The 15,992-nt window shown below is 61.9% G+C and carries 14 protein-coding genes; 3 read left to right on the forward strand and 11 right to left on the reverse strand.

Annotation, left to right across the window (positions count from 1 at the left end; genetic code table 11):
* Positions 1-30: 30 nt before the first annotated feature.
* The 11 genes from AC8GFZ_RS01620 to AC8GFZ_RS01670 form a co-directional block, all read right to left on the reverse strand.
* Positions 31-1,395, reverse strand: coding sequence for an MBL fold metallo-hydrolase (locus AC8GFZ_RS01620; RefSeq protein ID WP_506641692.1), 1,365 nt, complete (start codon positions 1,393-1,395; stop codon positions 31-33).
* Between the two features lie 31 nt (positions 1,396-1,426).
* Entirely contained in the window at positions 1,427-2,560 is a 1,134-nt protein-coding gene (dnaJ, locus tag AC8GFZ_RS01625; protein WP_506641695.1) for a molecular chaperone DnaJ, read from the reverse strand.
* A gap of 149 nt (positions 2,561-2,709) precedes the next feature.
* Positions 2,710-4,590, reverse strand: a complete 1,881-nt coding sequence (dnaK, locus tag AC8GFZ_RS01630; RefSeq protein WP_506641696.1) for a molecular chaperone DnaK — start codon at positions 4,588-4,590, stop codon at positions 2,710-2,712.
* Positions 4,591-4,694: 104 nt separating this feature from the next.
* The gene (gene grpE / locus AC8GFZ_RS01635; RefSeq protein ID WP_506641698.1) at positions 4,695-5,273 is read right to left on the reverse strand and encodes a nucleotide exchange factor GrpE; all 579 of its coding nucleotides are present in this window, start codon (positions 5,271-5,273) and stop codon (positions 4,695-4,697) included.
* A 220-nt stretch (positions 5,274-5,493) separates the two neighbouring features.
* Positions 5,494-5,844, reverse strand: a complete 351-nt coding sequence (locus tag AC8GFZ_RS01640) for an FKBP-type peptidyl-prolyl cis-trans isomerase (RefSeq protein ID WP_506641700.1) — start codon at positions 5,842-5,844, stop codon at positions 5,494-5,496.
* A gap of 136 nt (positions 5,845-5,980) precedes the next feature.
* Entirely contained in the window at positions 5,981-7,174 is a 1,194-nt protein-coding gene (locus AC8GFZ_RS01645; protein WP_506641702.1) for a fumarylacetoacetate hydrolase family protein, read from the reverse strand.
* 7 nt (positions 7,175-7,181) lie between these two features.
* Positions 7,182-8,267 (reverse strand): AbrB family transcriptional regulator, encoded by a 1,086-nt coding sequence (locus AC8GFZ_RS01650; protein ID WP_506641704.1) that lies wholly within the window; start codon positions 8,265-8,267, stop codon positions 7,182-7,184.
* A gap of 167 nt (positions 8,268-8,434) precedes the next feature.
* Positions 8,435-8,926 carry a MarR family winged helix-turn-helix transcriptional regulator gene (locus tag AC8GFZ_RS01655; protein ID WP_506641706.1) on the reverse strand — a complete coding sequence of 164 codons (492 nt, stop codon included), beginning with the start codon at positions 8,924-8,926 and terminating at the stop codon, positions 8,435-8,437.
* A gap of 19 nt (positions 8,927-8,945) precedes the next feature.
* Positions 8,946-9,950, reverse strand: a complete 1,005-nt coding sequence (locus AC8GFZ_RS01660) for a Bug family tripartite tricarboxylate transporter substrate binding protein (RefSeq protein ID WP_506641708.1) — start codon at positions 9,948-9,950, stop codon at positions 8,946-8,948.
* 75 nt (positions 9,951-10,025) lie between these two features.
* Positions 10,026-11,891 (reverse strand): feruloyl-CoA synthase, encoded by a 1,866-nt coding sequence (locus tag AC8GFZ_RS01665; protein WP_506641710.1) that lies wholly within the window; start codon positions 11,889-11,891, stop codon positions 10,026-10,028.
* Positions 11,888-12,661: a crotonase/enoyl-CoA hydratase family protein gene (locus AC8GFZ_RS01670; protein WP_506641712.1), complete on the reverse strand. Its 774-nt coding sequence runs from the start codon at positions 12,659-12,661 to the stop codon at positions 11,888-11,890. The genes AC8GFZ_RS01665 and AC8GFZ_RS01670 overlap by 4 nt, the downstream gene beginning before the upstream one ends.
* A 140-nt stretch (positions 12,662-12,801) precedes the next feature.
* Between AC8GFZ_RS01670 and AC8GFZ_RS01675 the strand changes: the two genes are divergently transcribed.
* Genes AC8GFZ_RS01675 through AC8GFZ_RS01685 form a run of 3 tightly spaced genes read left to right on the forward strand, consistent with a single transcriptional unit; the run spans position 12,802 to position 15,986 of the window.
* Entirely contained in the window at positions 12,802-13,662 is an 861-nt protein-coding gene (locus tag AC8GFZ_RS01675) for an amidohydrolase family protein (protein WP_506641714.1), read from the forward strand.
* Between the two features lie 60 nt (positions 13,663-13,722).
* Positions 13,723-14,922, forward strand: a complete 1,200-nt coding sequence (locus AC8GFZ_RS01680; RefSeq protein ID WP_506641716.1) for a 3-hydroxybenzoate 6-monooxygenase — start codon at positions 13,723-13,725, stop codon at positions 14,920-14,922.
* A gap of 26 nt (positions 14,923-14,948) precedes the next feature.
* Positions 14,949-15,986 carry a cupin domain-containing protein gene (locus tag AC8GFZ_RS01685; RefSeq protein ID WP_506644190.1) on the forward strand — a complete coding sequence of 346 codons (1,038 nt, stop codon included), beginning with the start codon at positions 14,949-14,951 and terminating at the stop codon, positions 15,984-15,986.
* Positions 15,987-15,992 lie beyond the last annotated feature (6 nt).

Below are 15,992 nucleotides of genomic sequence, written 5' to 3' on the forward strand. Positions count from 1 at the left end.
CTTCGCCGAGCCAGGGCCTGACGCGATGGGCTACAAGGGCCACACGCTCAAGTGATCGGGCACCCGGGCGCGCCAACCCAATTCGTGTTCGATTTTCCAGCGCAAAGCATCGCTGGCCGCGCCTTCGCCGTGCACCACATACACCTGACCGGGGGGCTTGGGCATGCGGGAGAGCCATTGCAGCAACTGCACGCTGTCGGCGTGGGCCGATGCCGATGCCATGCACACCACCTCGGCCTTCACACCGACATCGCGCCCATGGATGCGCACACTGGGCTGGCCCGAGGCCAGCGAAGCCCCGCGCGTGCCTGGGGCTTGGTAGCCGGTCAAGATGACCATGTTGCGGTGATCGGGCAGGTACAAGCCCAGGTGGTGCAGCACCCGCCCGCCGGTGGCCATGCCACTGGCCGACAAAATCACTTTGGGGCCATGGCGCTTGGCCAAGGCTTTGGAGTCTTGCACGCTCTCGACCATCACCGCTACGTCTTGCATGGCTTGCATTTGGGCCGGGCTCAAGCGGTGTCCATCGGGGTGGTGGCGAAACAAATCGGTGGTGTGGACCGCCATGGGGCTGTCCAAGTAAATCGGCAAATGGTGCGGAACCAGGCCTTGCGCCTTCAGGGTGGCGATGGCGTGCAAGATGGCCTGCGCCCGGCCCACCGCAAACACCGGAATGACCACCACGCCGGATCGGGCAGCGGCACGTTGCAAAGCGGGGGCCAACTCGGCCAGAGCGTCTTCGTGCGGGTGGACCCGGTTGCCATAGGTGGACTCGATCAGCACCGTGTCGGCCGCTGGTGGGTCTTGGGGCGGCTTCATGATCAGGTCATCGGGGCGGCCCAAATCGCCGCTGAACAAAATGCGCCGCTCGCCGACTTCGAGCAACAAGCTGCTCGCACCCAAAATGTGCCCGGCAGAACTGAAGGTGGCGCGCCAGCCTGGCATGGGTGAAAATGCCTCGCCCCAAGGGTGGCTTTGCAACAAGGCCAGGCTGTTGACCGCGTCTTGTCGGTCGTACAAGGGCTCGGCCGGGCTGTGTTTGCTAAAGCCGTGGCGGTTGGCGTAGAACGCGTCTTCTTCTTGCAAGTGGCCGCTGTCGGGCCACAAAATTTTGCACAGGTCGCGCGTGCCCGGGCTCACATGCACCCGCCCCGCAAAACCATCGCGCTGCAGCTTGGGCACATAGCCACTGTGGTCGAGGTGGGCGTGGGTCAAGATGACCGCGTCCACGCTGTCAGGGGCTACAGGCAGCGCGTCCCAGTTGCGCAAGCGCAGTTGCTTGAAGCCTTGGAACAGACCGCAGTCCACAAGCAGCGATTGCGTGCCGCTGCAGACCAGGTATTTGGAGCCGGTGACGCTGTCCGCACCGCCGATGAATTGAAGGGTCACAGCCATGGGGTGAGTGTGTGCCCCATGGCGTGCGGTGTCAATTGAAGAAGCTGCGCAATTTATCGGCCCAACCCTTTTCGTTGGGCGAGTGCTTGTCGCCTCCCTTTTTCAGGGACTCGTCCAGGTCTTTCAACAACTTGCGCTGGTGCTCAGTGAGTTTGACCGGTGTTTCCACGGTGATGTGGCAATACAAGTCGCCCGGAAAGGTCGAGCGCAAGCCTTTGATGCCCTTGCCACGCAAGCGAAACTGCTTGCCGGTTTGCGTGCCTTCGGGCAGGTCGATGGCTGCCTCGCCTTGCAAGGTGGGCACAGCGATCTCGCCGCCCAAGGCCGCGGTGGTCATGCTGATGGGCACGGCGCAGTGCAGGTCGTCGCCATCGCGCTCAAAAATATCGTGCTTTTGGGTGCGGATCTCGATGTACAAATCGCCGGGTGGGCCACCGTTGGTGCCGGGTTCGCCGTTGCCGGTGCTGCGGATGCGCATGCCGTTGTCGATGCCCGCTGGGATTTTGACTTCCAAGGTTTTGTGGTTCTTGATCTTGCCGTTGCCGCCGCATGGCGAGCAGGGGTCGGGAATGATCTTGCCCGTGCCCCGGCAATGCGGGCAGGTTTGTTGCACGCTGAAAAAGCCTTGGCGCATTTGCACCTGACCGCTGCCTTGGCAGGTGCCACAGGTTTTGGCCGAGGTGCCAGGCTTGGCACCGCTGCCGTGGCAGGTGTCGCATTCGTCGAAGCTGGGGATGCGGATTTGGGCGTCTTTGCCCGATGCCGCTTCTTCCAGGGTGACGTCCATGGCGTAGCTGAGGTCGTTGCCGCGAAACACCTGGCGCCCACCTTGTTGGCGCCGGGCTTGGCCAAAGATGTCGCCAAAAATATCGCCAAAGGCATCGGCAAAACCAGCGCCACCGGCCCCGCCAAATCCCCCACCGCCGCGCATATTCGGGTCCACACCCGCATGGCCGTATTGGTCGTAGGCGGCGCGCTTTTCCGGGTCAGAGAGCATTTCGTAGGCTTCTTTGCCCTCTTTGAATTTCACCTCGGCGCTGGCGTCCCCCTGGTTGCGGTCAGGGTGAAACTTCATCGCCAGTTTGCGATAGGATTTTTTGATCTCTTCGTCGCTGGCGTTTTTGGGAACACCCAGAACTTCGTAATAGTCGCGTTTGGTGGCCATGGTGTGGTGCAGCTCTAGGGGGTGCGGTTAAACAAATAAACCGCGCTGACCTGTTTTCACAGGGGCAGCGCGGTGGGCTGGTGGGTTGCGGCCGTTCAGCCTTTTTTGACCTCTTTGACTTCGGCGTCCACCACATTGTCGTCGGCGGGCTAGGCCGCTTCGGTACCCGCAGCACCGGCGGATGCACCCGCAGCGGCTTGTTGCGCCTGCATGTCGGCATAAACTTTTTCGCCCAACTTTTGTGAGGCGGTCATCAGCGCTTCGGTTTTGGCTTCGATGGCTGCGGTGTCCTCACCCTTGAGGGTTTCTTCCAGGTCTTTCACCGCCGCTTCGATCTTTTCCTTTTCGCTGGCGTCGATCTTGTCACCATGCTCGGTGAGCGACTTCTTCACGCTGTGCACCGAGGCCTCGGCGCTGTTGCGCGCTTGCACCATGGCGAGCTTCTTCTTGTCCTCAGCGGCGTTGAGTTCGGCGTCTTTGACCATTTGCTGGATCTCGGCTTCGCTCAAGCCCGAGTTGGCTTTGATGGTGATTTTGTTTTCTTTGCCGGTGGCTTTGTCTTTGGCGCCCACGTGCAAGATGCCGTTGGCGTCGATGTCAAAGCTCACCTCGATTTGCGGCGTGCCACGGGCGGCAGGGGGGATGCCCTCCAAGTTGAACTCACCCAAGCTCTTATTGCCGGAAGCCATTTCACGCTCGCCTTGGTAGACCTTGATGGTCACCGCAGGTTGGTTGTCGTCAGCGGTGGAGAAGGTCTGCGCAAACTTGGTGGGGATGGTGGTGTTCTTGGCGATCATTTTGGTCATCACGCCGCCCAGGGTTTCGATGCCCAAAGACAAGGGTGTGACGTCCAGCAACAGCACGTCTTTGCGGTCACCCGACAGCACTTGACCTTGGATGGCAGCACCCACGGCCACGGCTTCGTCGGGGTTGACGTCGCGGCGGGGTTCTTTGCCGAAAAATTCTTTGACCTTGTCTTGCACCTTGGGCATGCGGGTCATGCCGCCGACCAAAATCACGTCGTCAATGTCGCCCACCGATACGCCAGCGTCTTTGATGGCGGTGCGGCAAGGCGCGATGGTGCGCTCGATCAACTCTTCCACCAATTGCTCCAGCTTGGCACGGGTGAGTTTCACATTCAGGTGCTTGGGACCGGTGGCGTCTGCGGTGATGTAGGGCAGGTTGACATCGGTGCTGGCCGAAGAGGACAGCTCGATCTTGGCCTTTTCTGCCGACTCTTTCAGGCGTTGCAGGGCCAGCACGTCTTTGGACAGGTCAACGCCTTGGTCCTTTTTGAACTCGCCAATGATGAAGTCGATGATGCGTTGGTCAAAGTCTTCACCGCCCAAGAAGGTGTCGCCGTTGGTCGACAACACTTCAAATTGTTTTTCGCCATCGACGTCGGCAATCTCGATGATGGACACGTCAAACGTCCCGCCACCCAAGTCATACACGGCAATTTTGCGGTCGCCTTTTTCGGTTTTGTCCAAACCGAAAGCCAGTGCGGCAGCCGTGGGCTCGTTGATGATGCGTTTGACATCCAAACCAGCGATGCGCCCCGCGTCTTTGGTGGCTTGGCGTTGCGCGTCGTTGAAATAAGCGGGGACGGTGATGACCGCTTCGGTGACTTCTTCGCCCAGGTAGTCTTCGGCGGTTTTCTTCATCTTGCGCAAGATTTCAGCGCTGATTTGGGGTGGCGCCATTTTTTGGCCACGCACTTCCACCCATGCGTCGCCGTTGTCGGCTTTGGCGATGGTGTAAGGCATCATGTTGATGTCTTTTTGCACTTCTTTTTCGTCAAACTTGCGGCCAATCAGGCGCTTGACGGCGTACAGCGTGTTGCGCGGGTTGGTGACTGCTTGGCGCTTGGCGGACGCGCCGACCAAAATTTCGCCATCTTCTTGGTACGCAATGATGGACGGCGTGGTGCGAGCGCCTTCAGCGTTCTCGATCACCTTGGTGGTGTTGCCTTCCATGATGGCCACGCATGAATTGGTGGTGCCGAGGTCAATGCCAATGATTCTTCCCATTTTTAACTCCTGTTGGACCGGCGGGTTTGACGCCCGGGGTCTGTGTGAAACGATGTTGAATAACTGTGGATAAGTCGGTGGATTTCAAGTGCCCAGTGGGTGGATCACTTGGGGGCCGTGACGGTCACCAGGGCGGGCCGCAGCACCCGGTCTGCAATCAGATAGCCTTTTTGCAACACCATGACCACGGTGTTGGGCTCTTGCTCAGCGGGCACCACCGAGATGGCTTGATGCTGGTGCGGGTCGAACTTGGCCCCGGCTTCGGGGTTGATTTCGATCACTTTGTGGCGCTCTAAGGCGCTTTTGAGCTGGCGCAGCGTGGCTTCAGAGCCTTCGCGGAGTTGCTCGGCGCTGGCGTCGGCAATGGCCAAGCCCGCGGTCAGGCTGTCGGCCACGGGCAACAGGCTTTCGGCAAACGACTCCACCGCGAATTTGCGCGCTTTGGACACCTCTTCGTCGGCACGGCGGCGGGCGTTTTCCACCTCGGCCTTGGCGCGCAGAAACTGGTCGGCCAGGTCGGTGTTTTGGGCTTTGACCATGGCCAGCTCGGCTTGCAAGACGCTCATCGGGTCTTCCACCGGGCTCTCCGGCAAAGGGGCAGCTGCTGGGTGAGCTTGGCCATCGTTCGCCATGGTATGAGGTGGTTGCGCTGCGGCGGCCGGGTTGGGCTGGGGGTCGGACATGGTTGATCTCGCAAAAAAACAAATTCAATCAAGGGATTGCGCCCACATGGGGGCAAGAAACCCTTTTTCAAGCAGGGCTGCGTGTTTTGGCATTTTTCGCTCAAAGGCACCGGCTTGGTGCATCGTGCAGGCTGACCAGGTGGCGGGGTCAGCCCGCATGGGCCCAGGCAAATCCTTGCCAAGGGTTGTGGCCAGGGACCCGCTGGGTCAGCGGGAGTTGTCAGCCGATGGCCAGCAATTCCACCTCAAACTCCAAGGTGGCGTTGGGGGGAATCACCCCGCCGGCGCCGCGTGCGCCATAGCCCATGTCGGGGGGGATGCGCAGCGTGCGCTTGCCGCCAATGTGCATGCCCGCCACGCCTTCGTCCCAACCACGGATCACCATGCCCGCGCCCAGCGAAAACTCAAACGGGTCGTTGCGGTCTTTGCTGGAGTCGAACTTGGCGCCGCGCTCGCCGTCGGCAAACAACCAACCGGTGTAGTGGACGGTGACTTCGTCGCCGGATTTGGCCTGGGCGCCTTCGCCCACGTGGTCATCGGTGTATTGCAGGCCGGAAGGGTTGGTGATCATGATTTTCCTTGTGGGATCGTTGCAAAAGGCGAGAGTGTAATGGCGCGTCCTGAGCCCCATGTCGCCAGGCTGTGCGTGTTGGCCACCGACCTCAGCCCTGTTCAGGCGCGGGTCCAAACGTTCTAGCCCTGGGCCATCAGGCGTGAGGCTCGCGCCCGGCCAGATCGCGCATGAGTTGGCCCAGCCCATAAGTCCATGGGCGCACTTGGTCGCTGGTGTTGACGCGGTTGCTCAGGCAACCCAGGCGCGGGGTGGAGATGTGCACCGCGTCGCCCACTTGGTGGGTAAAGCCTTGGCCGGCGGGTTTGCCGGGCAAGGGGCGGTCTTGGGTGGGGGCAAACATGGTGCCCAAAAACAGCATCATGCCGTCGGGATACTGGTGGTTGGGGCCCATGGCCTGGCCCACCAGGTCCAGTGGGTCGCGGCTGATTTTGGACAGCGCGCTGCTGCCTTGCAGCACAAAACCATCGTGGCCCTCAATGCGCAGCGACAACTCGCATTGGCGCACGTCGTCGATGCCAAAGTGCGCGTCAAACAAGCGGATGAAGGGGCCGATGGCACAAGACGCGTTGTTGTCCTTGGCCTTGCCCAGCAACAAAGCGCTGCGCCCTTCGAAGTCGCGCAGGTTGACGTCATTGCCCAAGGTGGCGCCCACGGTTTCGCCGCGGCTGTTGACCGCCAGCACGATTTCGGGTTCGGGGTTGTTCCATTCGCTTTGGGGGTGGATACCCACCTGGCTGCCCCAGCCCACCGCGCTCAGGCACGGCGCTTTGGTGAAAATTTCGGCGTCAGGGCCAATGCCCACTTCCAAGTATGGGGACCACATGCCCTGGGCCAGCAACACGGCCTTCAATTGCGCGGCCTGGGGCGAGCCTGGCCGCACTTGGCTCAGGTCTTCGCCCATCACCGCCACCACCGCGCGGCGCGCGGCCTCGGCTTGGGTGGCGTCGCCCCGGGCGCGCTCTTCAATCACCCGCTCGAGCATGCTGGCGACAAACGTCACCCCTGCGGCTTTGATGGCTTGCAAATCACACGGGGCGAGCAAGCACATCGGGTGGTCGTTCGCGTGGTCGGGGTGGGTGGCGGCTAAAACGGTGGCGGTGTCACACAAGCGCGGGGCCGACAGGTCGCGCACGCGTTGGGCGGCATCGGGCAAGGCCAGCAATTCGCTGCTGGTCAGGGCCAGGGCCGACAAGTCGTACACGCCATCGGGCTGTACCCGCACCAACACCGGCCCGCGGCCAGCGACCCAGATGCGGGCGATGAGCACGGCCCGTGGGGCATCCACCGGCCAAATGGAGGGGGCGTTGGCAAACAGGGGCTGGGTCATGGCGGGATCATCCAGTGGTTTTGACAGGCCCATTGTTGGGTTCGACCCACCACCTGTAAATAGGGCCAACCAGAACCAAGATGGCCACCAAGCGGCTGACTTGGAAAGCGGTGACGATGGGCACGCCCAATTGCAAGACCTTGGCGGTGATGGTCATCTCGGCCATGCCCCCGGGCGCGGTGCCCAGCACCAAGGTGGCGGTGGGCAAGTCGATGGCTTGGGCAATCAACCAAGAAAACAGCACCGACAGGCCCATCATGCTCAAGGTGCTCACACCCACCGAGGCCAACCAGTGAGGCGCGGTGCGCAAAAAACGCGGGGTGAACTGAACCCCCAGGCTGATGCCAATGAACAATTGGGCCGCTTGCGACATGGCGCTGGGGATGGACGTCCAACTCTGGCCCATCGCGGTGACCGCAATGCCCACCGCCAAGCTGCCCAAAAACCAGGGGTTGGCCGAATGAAAACGCAGCAGCAGCGCAATCGACAAGCCACTCAACACGACCAGCGCGGCCAAGCCCAGGGGGTCAAAGGCGACGGGGCTGTTTTGCCACATGGCATGCCCATTGAATTGCCCCCACTGCATGGCAAACGGAATGGTGATGGTCACCAGCAACACCCGCAGGCTGTGTGCGGAGGCCACCCAATCGGCGCGACCGCCCATGCGTTCGGCCAATTGGGTCATCTCCGAGGCGCCACCGATGGCCCCCGAAAAATAAGTGGTGCTGCGCTGCAAATCGGGGTTGCGCGACTTGTTCAGGCGGTACAGCCACAGGCCGCACACATAACCCATGGCCAGCGACCAAACAATCGCCAAGCCAATGGCCCACCACAAGCGGCCAATCAGCGCCACCATGTCTGGGGTGAAGTACAGGCCCAAAGACAAGCCGATCGTGGCTTGTCCAGATTTGCGCATGAACGACCAACTGTAGGTGGGTGCGCCCGCCATGCTGGCACAGGCGGTGACGATCAAGGGCCCGAGCATCCAGGGGATGGGCGTGTGGAGCCAAATACAGGTTTGCGCGCCCAAAAATGCCAACAGCAAGGTGCCCAGCCACTGAAGCAAGGGAATGGATGGCTGGACAAGGGGCATGGCGAAAGTGGGCGGGGTACCCGCCGTGCGCTGGTCAGCATTTGAGCGACCAAGTCTTGGGGGCAAAGCGGCGATTATGGGCCCGAGGCTTGGGTGCCATTGTGCGCAGCTGTCGCAGCGGTTTCAGGCCACGTTGGGCCACTCAAACCGGCGTGAGTGGGCGCAACTCAGCTCAGGTAGATTTTTTGCAGCAATTGCTTGAGGGTGGCTTGTTCGGCGGTGCTCAAACCGGCGCAGGCTTGTTGTTCGCTGGCCAGAATGCGGCTTTCTGCCTGTGCCAGCAGGCTTTCGCCGGCAGGGGTCAGGTGCAAGCCCCAGGCGCGGCCGTCGGTGGGGTGGGGCAGGCGCTCCAGGCAACCGCGCTCGGTCAGGGCGCTGACCAAACCGACCAAATTGGGTGCTTGGATGTCCAGGGTTTGGCACAGCTGGCGCGAGGTGATGCCGGGGTTGTGCCCGACCAAGCACAGCACCGAAAACCCAACGGGTTTGAGTTGCATATCCGCCAGGTCGCGGACAAAAGAAGCCACCAGGTGCAAGCTGGTGCGCCGGGCGTTGTAGCCCAGCAGCCCATCCAAAAAATCGGTGCGCACGCCACCGGTGGCTTTGCCCGATGGCTCCCCCGGGGCCAGCGCATCGGGTGCGGCAGCGGCGCGGTTCATGGCGCGTTCGCGAAGCGGATCAAGACTCGGCGGTGAAGCCAATGCGCTTGACGATGGGGCCCCAGTGGTCGTATTGGCGCTTCATGTCGCGCGCCATGTCATCGGGTGTGCCGCCCAGCGGGGTCAGGCCTGACACGGCCAAGCTGTCGATGACCATGCGGTCTTTGAGGGCCGCATTGATCGCGGCGTTGGCGGCATTGACCACAGCGGTAGGTGTTTTGGCGGGGGCGTAAAAGCCAAACCATTCTTCCACCGTCAAGTCGGGGAAGCCTTGCTCGGTGAAGGTGGGCACCTCGGGCACAAAGGGTGAACGCGTTTTGCCCGACGTGGCCAAGATGCGGATCTTGCCGGCCTTGTGGTTGGCGATGAAGTCGCCATGCGGTGTCACCATCGATGCCAACTGGCCGCCAATCATGTCGGCCACGCCGGGGACTGAGCCGCGGTAGGGCACGTGCTTCAAGTCCACGTTTTGGCTCAGGCCCATCAAGGCGCCCAAAAAGTGGGGTGTGGAGCCTGCAGCGGGCGAGCCGTAGTTGGCGTCTTTGGGGTTGGCGCGGGCCCAGGCCAGGTAGTCGTTGACGGTTTTCACGCTGGCCGGAACCATCGGCCCGACGGCCAAGCCGTGCGACAGCATGGAGCCCAGGCACACGGGCACAAAGTCTTTGAACGGGTCGTAAGACAGCTTGCTGTAGATGTGCGGGTAAATCGACATCATGGAGTAGGGTGTGAGCAGCAAGGTGGCGCCATCGGGGGCCGCATTTTTCACGGCGTCCACCGCGATGCGACCGGCTGCACCCGTTTTGTTTTCCACCACGCCGGGGCCGCGCGAGTAGGCCGATCCGGCCAATTTGTCACCGATGCGGCGGCTGGTCACGTCGGCCGTGCCGCCAGCGGGAAAGCCGTTGACGATCTTCACTTGTTCCAGGGGCAAGCTGGTGTTTTGTGCCCAGGCTTGCAGCGGGCTCAAGGCGGCCAGGGCCAGTGGGGTGGCAGCGTGTTTGAGGAAGTCGCGTCGTTGTTGCATGGTTTGTCTCCTGTGGGTGTAAAGCGGGGTGGGTTGAAAAAGGGGTTGTCTGTCTTGGGGGAAAAATCGCTCAGTTCAAGCCTGGGGCAGCCAGGTGTGCTCGGCCTGTCCGGCATGCAAGGCTTGCACCAAGCTGTCGCGGTGCTTGAGCACAGCACGCTGGTTGATCGAGCCTTTGTCGGTGACCTCGCCTTTGTCGATCGACGGGGGCTCGGTCAAGATGATGGCCCGCGCCACCCGGTTGGCGCTGCCGGTGGCTTGGGCGGCCAAGCGGTTGATCACCCCTTGAAAATGCGCTTGTACGGGGGCGCTGGCGACCACATCGGCCATGGGGGCGCTGGCGTCCAAAGCGGCCAATTGGCGCAGGGCGGGTGTGGGAAACAGCATGGCCCCCACTTGGTTGAGGTTGATGCCAGTGATCACCGCGTCTTGCACATACGGCGCAGCCGCAGCGATGATTTTGGCGCGCAAGGGGCCGACGCTGACAAAGGTGCCGGTGGCCAGCTTGAAGTCCTCGGCGATGCGGCCATCGAATTTCAGGCCCAACTCGGGGCGGGCGGGGTCGATCCATTGCACCGCGTCGCCGGTGCAGAAAAAACCTTCTTCGTCAAAAGCGTCGGCGGTTTCTTGGGGTGAGCGCCAGTAGCCGGGCGTGATGTTGGGGCCGTGGTAGCGCACCTCGGTTTTGTCGCCCATGGGGACCAATTTCAGCGTCATGCCCACGGTGGGCAGGCCCAAGTCGCCAGCGCGCACATGGTGGTTGGGCACAAACACCGCGAAGGGGCCGGATTCGGTCATGCCCAGGCCCGTGCCCATGACGATGCGCTCGCCGACCTCGCGCTCTTGGGCTGCGTGCAAACGGTCCCAAATGGGTTGGGCCAGGGCCGCGCCCGAGTAGAAAAACATGCGCACCCGGCTGAGCAAATTGCGCCGCAGCGCGTCGTCGGTTTGCAAGGCGTTGGAGATGGCCTCAAAGCCGGTGGGCACATTGAAGTAAATGGTGGGTGCCACCTCGCGCAGGTTGCGCAGGGTCTCGCCCATCAAGGCGGGGGTGGGCTTGCCGTCGTCGATGAACAAAGTGCCACCGTTGTAAATCGTCAGGCCCACATTGTGGTTGCCGCCAAAGGTGTGGTTCCACGGCAGCCAGTCGACCAACACCGGCGGCTCTTCGGTCAGCAAGGGCATGGACTGGCACATTTGCTGTTGGTTGGCGCACCACATGCGCTGGGTGTTGATCACCCCTTTGGGCAGCTTGGTCGAGCCTGAGGTGAACAAAAACTTCACCACCGTGTCGGGGCCCGTGGCGCGCATGGCTGCATCGACCGCCGCCGTGGCCGGGGTGGCCATCAAAGTCGCCAAAGAGGTGGTGGGGCGTTCACTCAAAACGCCATCGTGCAGCACCACTTCCACATCGGCCGCCACGGTGGCGTGGATGGCCTTGCCATAGCGCTGGGCGTCGCTGGCAAACACCAGGCCGGGTTGCAGCAAATCCAAGATGTGGCGCAGCTTTTCAAAGTCTTGGCTGATCAGCGAATACGCCGGCGACACCGGGCAATAGGGCACACCCACATACACACAGGCCAGGGCCAGCATGGCGTGCTCTAGGCTGTTTTCCGACAAGATCACCACCGGCCGCTCGGGGCCCAAGCCGCGCTCGAGCAAAGCCTGGCCAATGCGACGTGCCCAGTCCACCGCCTGGGCGTAGCTGATGTGCTGCCAGTCCCCGCGCTCTCCCCCGGCGGCGGCTTCGCGGCGCGCAAACAAGCTGCGATCGGGGGCCAAGCTGGCCCAATGCAACAAGCGGTCGGTCATGCGATCGGGGGGGGGTGCGAGTTCGCCCACGCCGCGCACATACTGCACACCGCCGGGGGCATGGCGCACATCCACCTCGGTCACGCCAAAGCGCATGGCGCGGTAGCGGGGGCTGGCGCTGGTATTCATGCTTTTTGCACCTTGGCCGCGCGGCCTTCTAAAAAGTCGCGCACCCGCTGCTTGGCCTCGGGGGCGGCTTGGGTGATGGCCGAGATCATGGATTCGGTGAACAAGCCGTGATCGGCCGATTGTTCGGCGATGCGGGGCAGGGCATGCATCAAGGCGTAATTGGTCAGTGGGGCATTGGTGGCCACGCGCTGGGCCAACTCCAGCGCCTTGTCCAAAGCGCTGCCGGTGGGCACCAGGTATTGGGCAAAGCCCAGGCGCTCGCCGTCGGTGGCGTTGTACACGCGCCCGGTCATCATCATGTCGGTCATGCGCGCCACGCCAATCAGTTTGGGGATGCGCACCGCCCCCGAGCCACCGACAAAAATGCCGCGCGTGCCCTCGGGCAAGGCGTAAAACGCGCTTTCATCGGCCACCCGGATGTGGCAGGCGCTGGCCAACTCCAACCCGCCGCCAACCACGGCGCCGTGCAAAGCCGCAATGACGGGTACCGGGCCGAATTGCATCGCGTCCAGGGCGCGGTGCCAGGTGCGCGAATGCATCATGCCTTGGCCGGCGTCGCGTTCTTGCAGTTCGCTCAGGTCCAGGCCAGCGCAAAAGTGATCGCCCTCACCATGCAACACCGCGGCGCGTATCGAGGAAGGCATGTGGTCAAAAGCCTGCTGCAAATCGGCGATCAAGCCATCGTTCAAGGCATTGCGCTTGAGCGGGCGCGTCAGTCGCACCAGGGCCACAGCGTCGCGGTGTTCGATGTGCAGGTGGGCAGAGGGCATGGGGTGGATCCTGGTTGTCAAAGTCGTTTAAATCGATTATGGTTATGTTTTATAACTATTTCAAGCCAACAAGGGGTGGCAAATCCCCGTGTTTTCCCTAGGAACTGGGAATGGCCTGCACATCAACCAATGGAGAAACCATGGACCACGCCAATTTGATCGCCATCGACATCCACACCCATGCCGAGGTGAGTTGCCGCAACCCGTTCGACAACTATGGCGAGGAATACGACCGCGCCGCCGACAAATTCTTTGGCTCCAACCGCCGCCCCACCATTGCCGAGACGGTGGCCTATTACCGCGAGCACAAACTGGGCTTGGTGATGTTCACCGTGGACAGCGAATCTCAATTGGGCCGCACCCGCATCCCGAATGAAGAAATCGCCCAGGCCGCGCGCGACAACAGCGACATGATGATTGCCTTTGCCAGCATCGACCCGCACAAAGGCAAGATGGGTGCGCGCGAGGCCGAACGCTTGATCGAAAAAGAAGGTGTGCGCGGCTTCAAGTTTCACCCAACGGTGCAGGGCTACCACCCTTACGACAAGATGGCCTGGCCCATCTATGACGTCATCAACCACCACAAACTACCGGCCATTTTTCACACCGGCCACAGTGGCATCGGCTCGGGCATGCGCTGCGGCGGCGGATTGCGCTTGGCCTACAGCAACCCCATGCACCTGGACGATGTGGCGATCGACTGGCCCGACATGCAAATCGTCATGGCCCACCCCAGCTTTCCCTGGCAAGACGAGGCGCTGTCGGTGGCCACGCACAAACCCAATGTGTGGATCGACCTCTCAGGCTGGAGCCCCAAGTACTTTCCCAAGCAATTGGTTCAGTACGCCAACACCTTGCTCAAAGACCGGGTGCTGTTTGGCAGCGATTACCCCTTGATCACGCCCGAGCGCTGGATGAAAGACTTTGAGGTGGCTGGGTTCAAGCCCGAAGTGATGCCCGGCATTTTGAAGGGCAATGCGGTGCGCTTGTTGGGTTTGTGACAGCCAGCGCGCTGGCGACTGTGGCGTCCACTAAACTTGTCGCATGATGAGGATTGGTTCATGAGCAACAAGCAAGCTATGCCGGTGTTGGTGGCCGGCGGCGGTATCGGTGGTTTGGCAGCGGCATTGGCGCTGGTTCGCCAAGGTTTCAGCGTCAAGGTGTTTGAGCAATCGCCAGAAATTGGCGAAATTGGCGCGGGCATTCAATTGGGCCCCAACGCCTTCCACGCTTTTGATGCGCTGGGTGTGGGCCCGCAAGCCCGCTCCAAAGCGGTGTACACCGATTACATGGTGATGCACGACGCCATCGATGAGCAGCAGGTGGGCTACATCCCCACCGGCGAAGCTTTTCGCCAGCGCTTTGGCAACCCCTATGCGGTGATCCACCGTGCCGATGCCCACATGGCGTTGTATGACGGCGTCAAATCCTCAGACCAGGTGTCGTTTTTAACCTCCACCCGGATCGTCCGCACCGAGCAAAACGCTGACAGCGTCACGGTGTACGACCAACATGGCAACGCCCACCACGGTCAAGCCCTGATCGGTGCCGACGGCGTGAAATCTGTGGTGCGCGAGCAATATGTGGGCGACCCCGCGCGGGTGACCGGCCATGTGGTGTACCGCGCCGTGGTCGAAAAAAATGAATTCCCAGTGGACTTGCAATGGAACGCGGCCAGCATTTGGGTCGGCCCCAATTGCCATTTGGTGCACTACCCGCTGCGTGGGGGTGAGCAATACAACGTGGTGGTCACCTTCCACAGCCGCCAAACCGAAGAGTGGGGCGTGACCGACGGCAGCCGCGAAGAGGTGCTCAGTTACTTTGAAGGCATTTGCCCCAAGGCGCGCCAGCTCATCGATTTGCCCAAATCGTGGCGGCGCTGGGCCACGGCCGACCGCGACCCGATTGGCCAATGGTCGTATGGCCGCGTCACCTTGTTGGGAGACGCCGCCCACCCCACCACCCAGTACATGGCCCAGGGTGGGTGCATGGCCATGGAAGACGCCGTCACCTTGGGCGAGGCTTTGCGCGTCACCCATAAAGACTGGGTCAGCGCCTTTGATTTGTACCAGCGCTCGCGCGTGGCGCGCACCGCGCGCATCGTTTTGTCGGCACGCGAGATGGGGCGCTTGTTCCACGTCAAGGACGTCGAGCGCTTGGTGCGCAACGACCTGTGGCGCGGGCGCAGCCCCGAGCGTTTTTATGACGCCCTCGAATGGTTGTACGGTTGGAATGTGGCCAACTGTTTGGCCGCCCATTGACACACTAGGAGACTTGGATGAACGCAATGAACGACCTCGGCAGTTTGGCCGATTTGCCCACCGAATATGTGGAGGCCTTGGCTTCGCACAACCTGGTTCCGCTGTGGCCCAGCCTGCGCGGTGTGTTGCCCCCCACCAAGCCCCGGCCCAACACCCGCGCCACCCATTGGGCTTACAAAGACATCAAACCCTTGTTGTTGCAAGCGGGCGAACTCACCCCCATCGAAAAAGCCGAGCGCCGCGTTTTGGTGCTGGCCAACCCGGGCCACGGCCTGGACAAGATGCAAGCCAGCGCAGCCATCTATTTGGGCATGCAGTTGCTGTTGCCCGGCGAGTGGGCACCTTCACACCGTCATACACCCAACGCGGTGCGCATGATCGTTGAAGGCGAGGGCGCTTACACCACGGTCGACGGCGAAAAATGCCCGATGAGCCGGGGTGACCTGATCCTCACCCCCACCGGCTTGTGGCACGAGCATGGCCACGATGGCACCGACCCGGTGGTGTGGTTGGATGTGCTGGACCTGCCCATCATTTATTACCTCGAGACCTCTTACCACGTCAACGGCGACGCCCAAACCACGGTGCCTGGTCGCGGTGACCGCATTTATGCCCACGGCGGCATGGCGCCCACCCGCATGTTTGTGCGCGGCAGCAAGCCCTATCCAATGCTGCGCTACCCCTGGGACCAAGCACGTGCAGCCTTGCTGACCCTGTCGCAGGACAACCCGCAAGAGCCTTCGGTGCAAATCACCTATGTCAACCCCGACACCGGCACGGATGTGGAAAACATCTTGGGCTTTTACGCCATGATGCTGCGCCCGGGCCAAACCCTGCAAATGCCCGCCCGCTCGCCCGCTTGCGTGTTCCATTTGATCGAAGGCCAAGCCGATGTGGCCATCGAAGCGCAAAAATTCCACCTGGTCGAGGCCGATACCTGTTGCGCACCGGGTTACACCCCGGTCACCGTGAGCAACCGCTCCAGCAGCCAACCGGCCTTCTTCTTCTTGGCCGACGAAGCGCCCCTGCACCGCAAGTTGGGTGTTTACGAAGTCCGCGCCTGAAGCCCC

Source organism: Limnohabitans rimovensis (SeqCode), from assembly GCF_965234775.1.
GTDB lineage: Bacteria > Pseudomonadota > Gammaproteobacteria > Burkholderiales > Burkholderiaceae_C > Limnohabitans > Limnohabitans rimovensis.

What these genes read in the sequence shown, in the direction of transcription:
- AC8GFZ_RS01640 (WP_506641700.1), bottom strand. Translation starts at nt 5,844, where the DNA reads ATGATCACCAACCCTTCCGGCCTGCAATACACCGATGACCACGTGGGC.
- AC8GFZ_RS01650 (WP_506641704.1), bottom strand. Translation starts at nt 8,267, where the DNA reads ATGCCCCTTGTCCAGCCATCCATTCCCTTGCTTCAGTGGCTGGGCACC.
- AC8GFZ_RS01645 (WP_506641702.1), bottom strand. Translation starts at nt 7,174, where the DNA reads ATGACCCAGCCCCTGTTTGCCAACGCCCCCTCCATTTGGCCGGTGGAT.
- AC8GFZ_RS01670 (WP_506641712.1), bottom strand. Translation starts at nt 12,661, where the DNA reads ATGCCCTCTGCCCACCTGCACATCGAACACCGCGACGCTGTGGCCCTG.
- AC8GFZ_RS01665 (WP_506641710.1), bottom strand. Translation starts at nt 11,891, where the DNA reads ATGAATACCAGCGCCAGCCCCCGCTACCGCGCCATGCGCTTTGGCGTG.
- AC8GFZ_RS01660 (WP_506641708.1), bottom strand. Translation starts at nt 9,950, where the DNA reads ATGCAACAACGACGCGACTTCCTCAAACACGCTGCCACCCCACTGGCC.
- grpE (WP_506641698.1), bottom strand. Translation starts at nt 5,273, where the DNA reads ATGTCCGACCCCCAGCCCAACCCGGCCGCCGCAGCGCAACCACCTCAT.
- AC8GFZ_RS01685 (WP_506644190.1), top strand. Translation starts at nt 14,949, where the DNA reads ATGAACGACCTCGGCAGTTTGGCCGATTTGCCCACCGAATATGTGGAG.
- AC8GFZ_RS01680 (WP_506641716.1), top strand. Translation starts at nt 13,723, where the DNA reads ATGAGCAACAAGCAAGCTATGCCGGTGTTGGTGGCCGGCGGCGGTATC.
- AC8GFZ_RS01655 (WP_506641706.1), bottom strand. Translation starts at nt 8,926, where the DNA reads ATGAACCGCGCCGCTGCCGCACCCGATGCGCTGGCCCCGGGGGAGCCA.
- AC8GFZ_RS01675 (WP_506641714.1), top strand. Translation starts at nt 12,802, where the DNA reads ATGGACCACGCCAATTTGATCGCCATCGACATCCACACCCATGCCGAG.
- dnaJ (WP_506641695.1), bottom strand. Translation starts at nt 2,560, where the DNA reads ATGGCCACCAAACGCGACTATTACGAAGTTCTGGGTGTTCCCAAAAAC.
- dnaK (WP_506641696.1), bottom strand. Translation starts at nt 4,590, where the DNA reads ATGGGAAGAATCATTGGCATTGACCTCGGCACCACCAATTCATGCGTG.
- AC8GFZ_RS01620 (WP_506641692.1), bottom strand. Translation starts at nt 1,395, where the DNA reads ATGGCTGTGACCCTTCAATTCATCGGCGGTGCGGACAGCGTCACCGGC.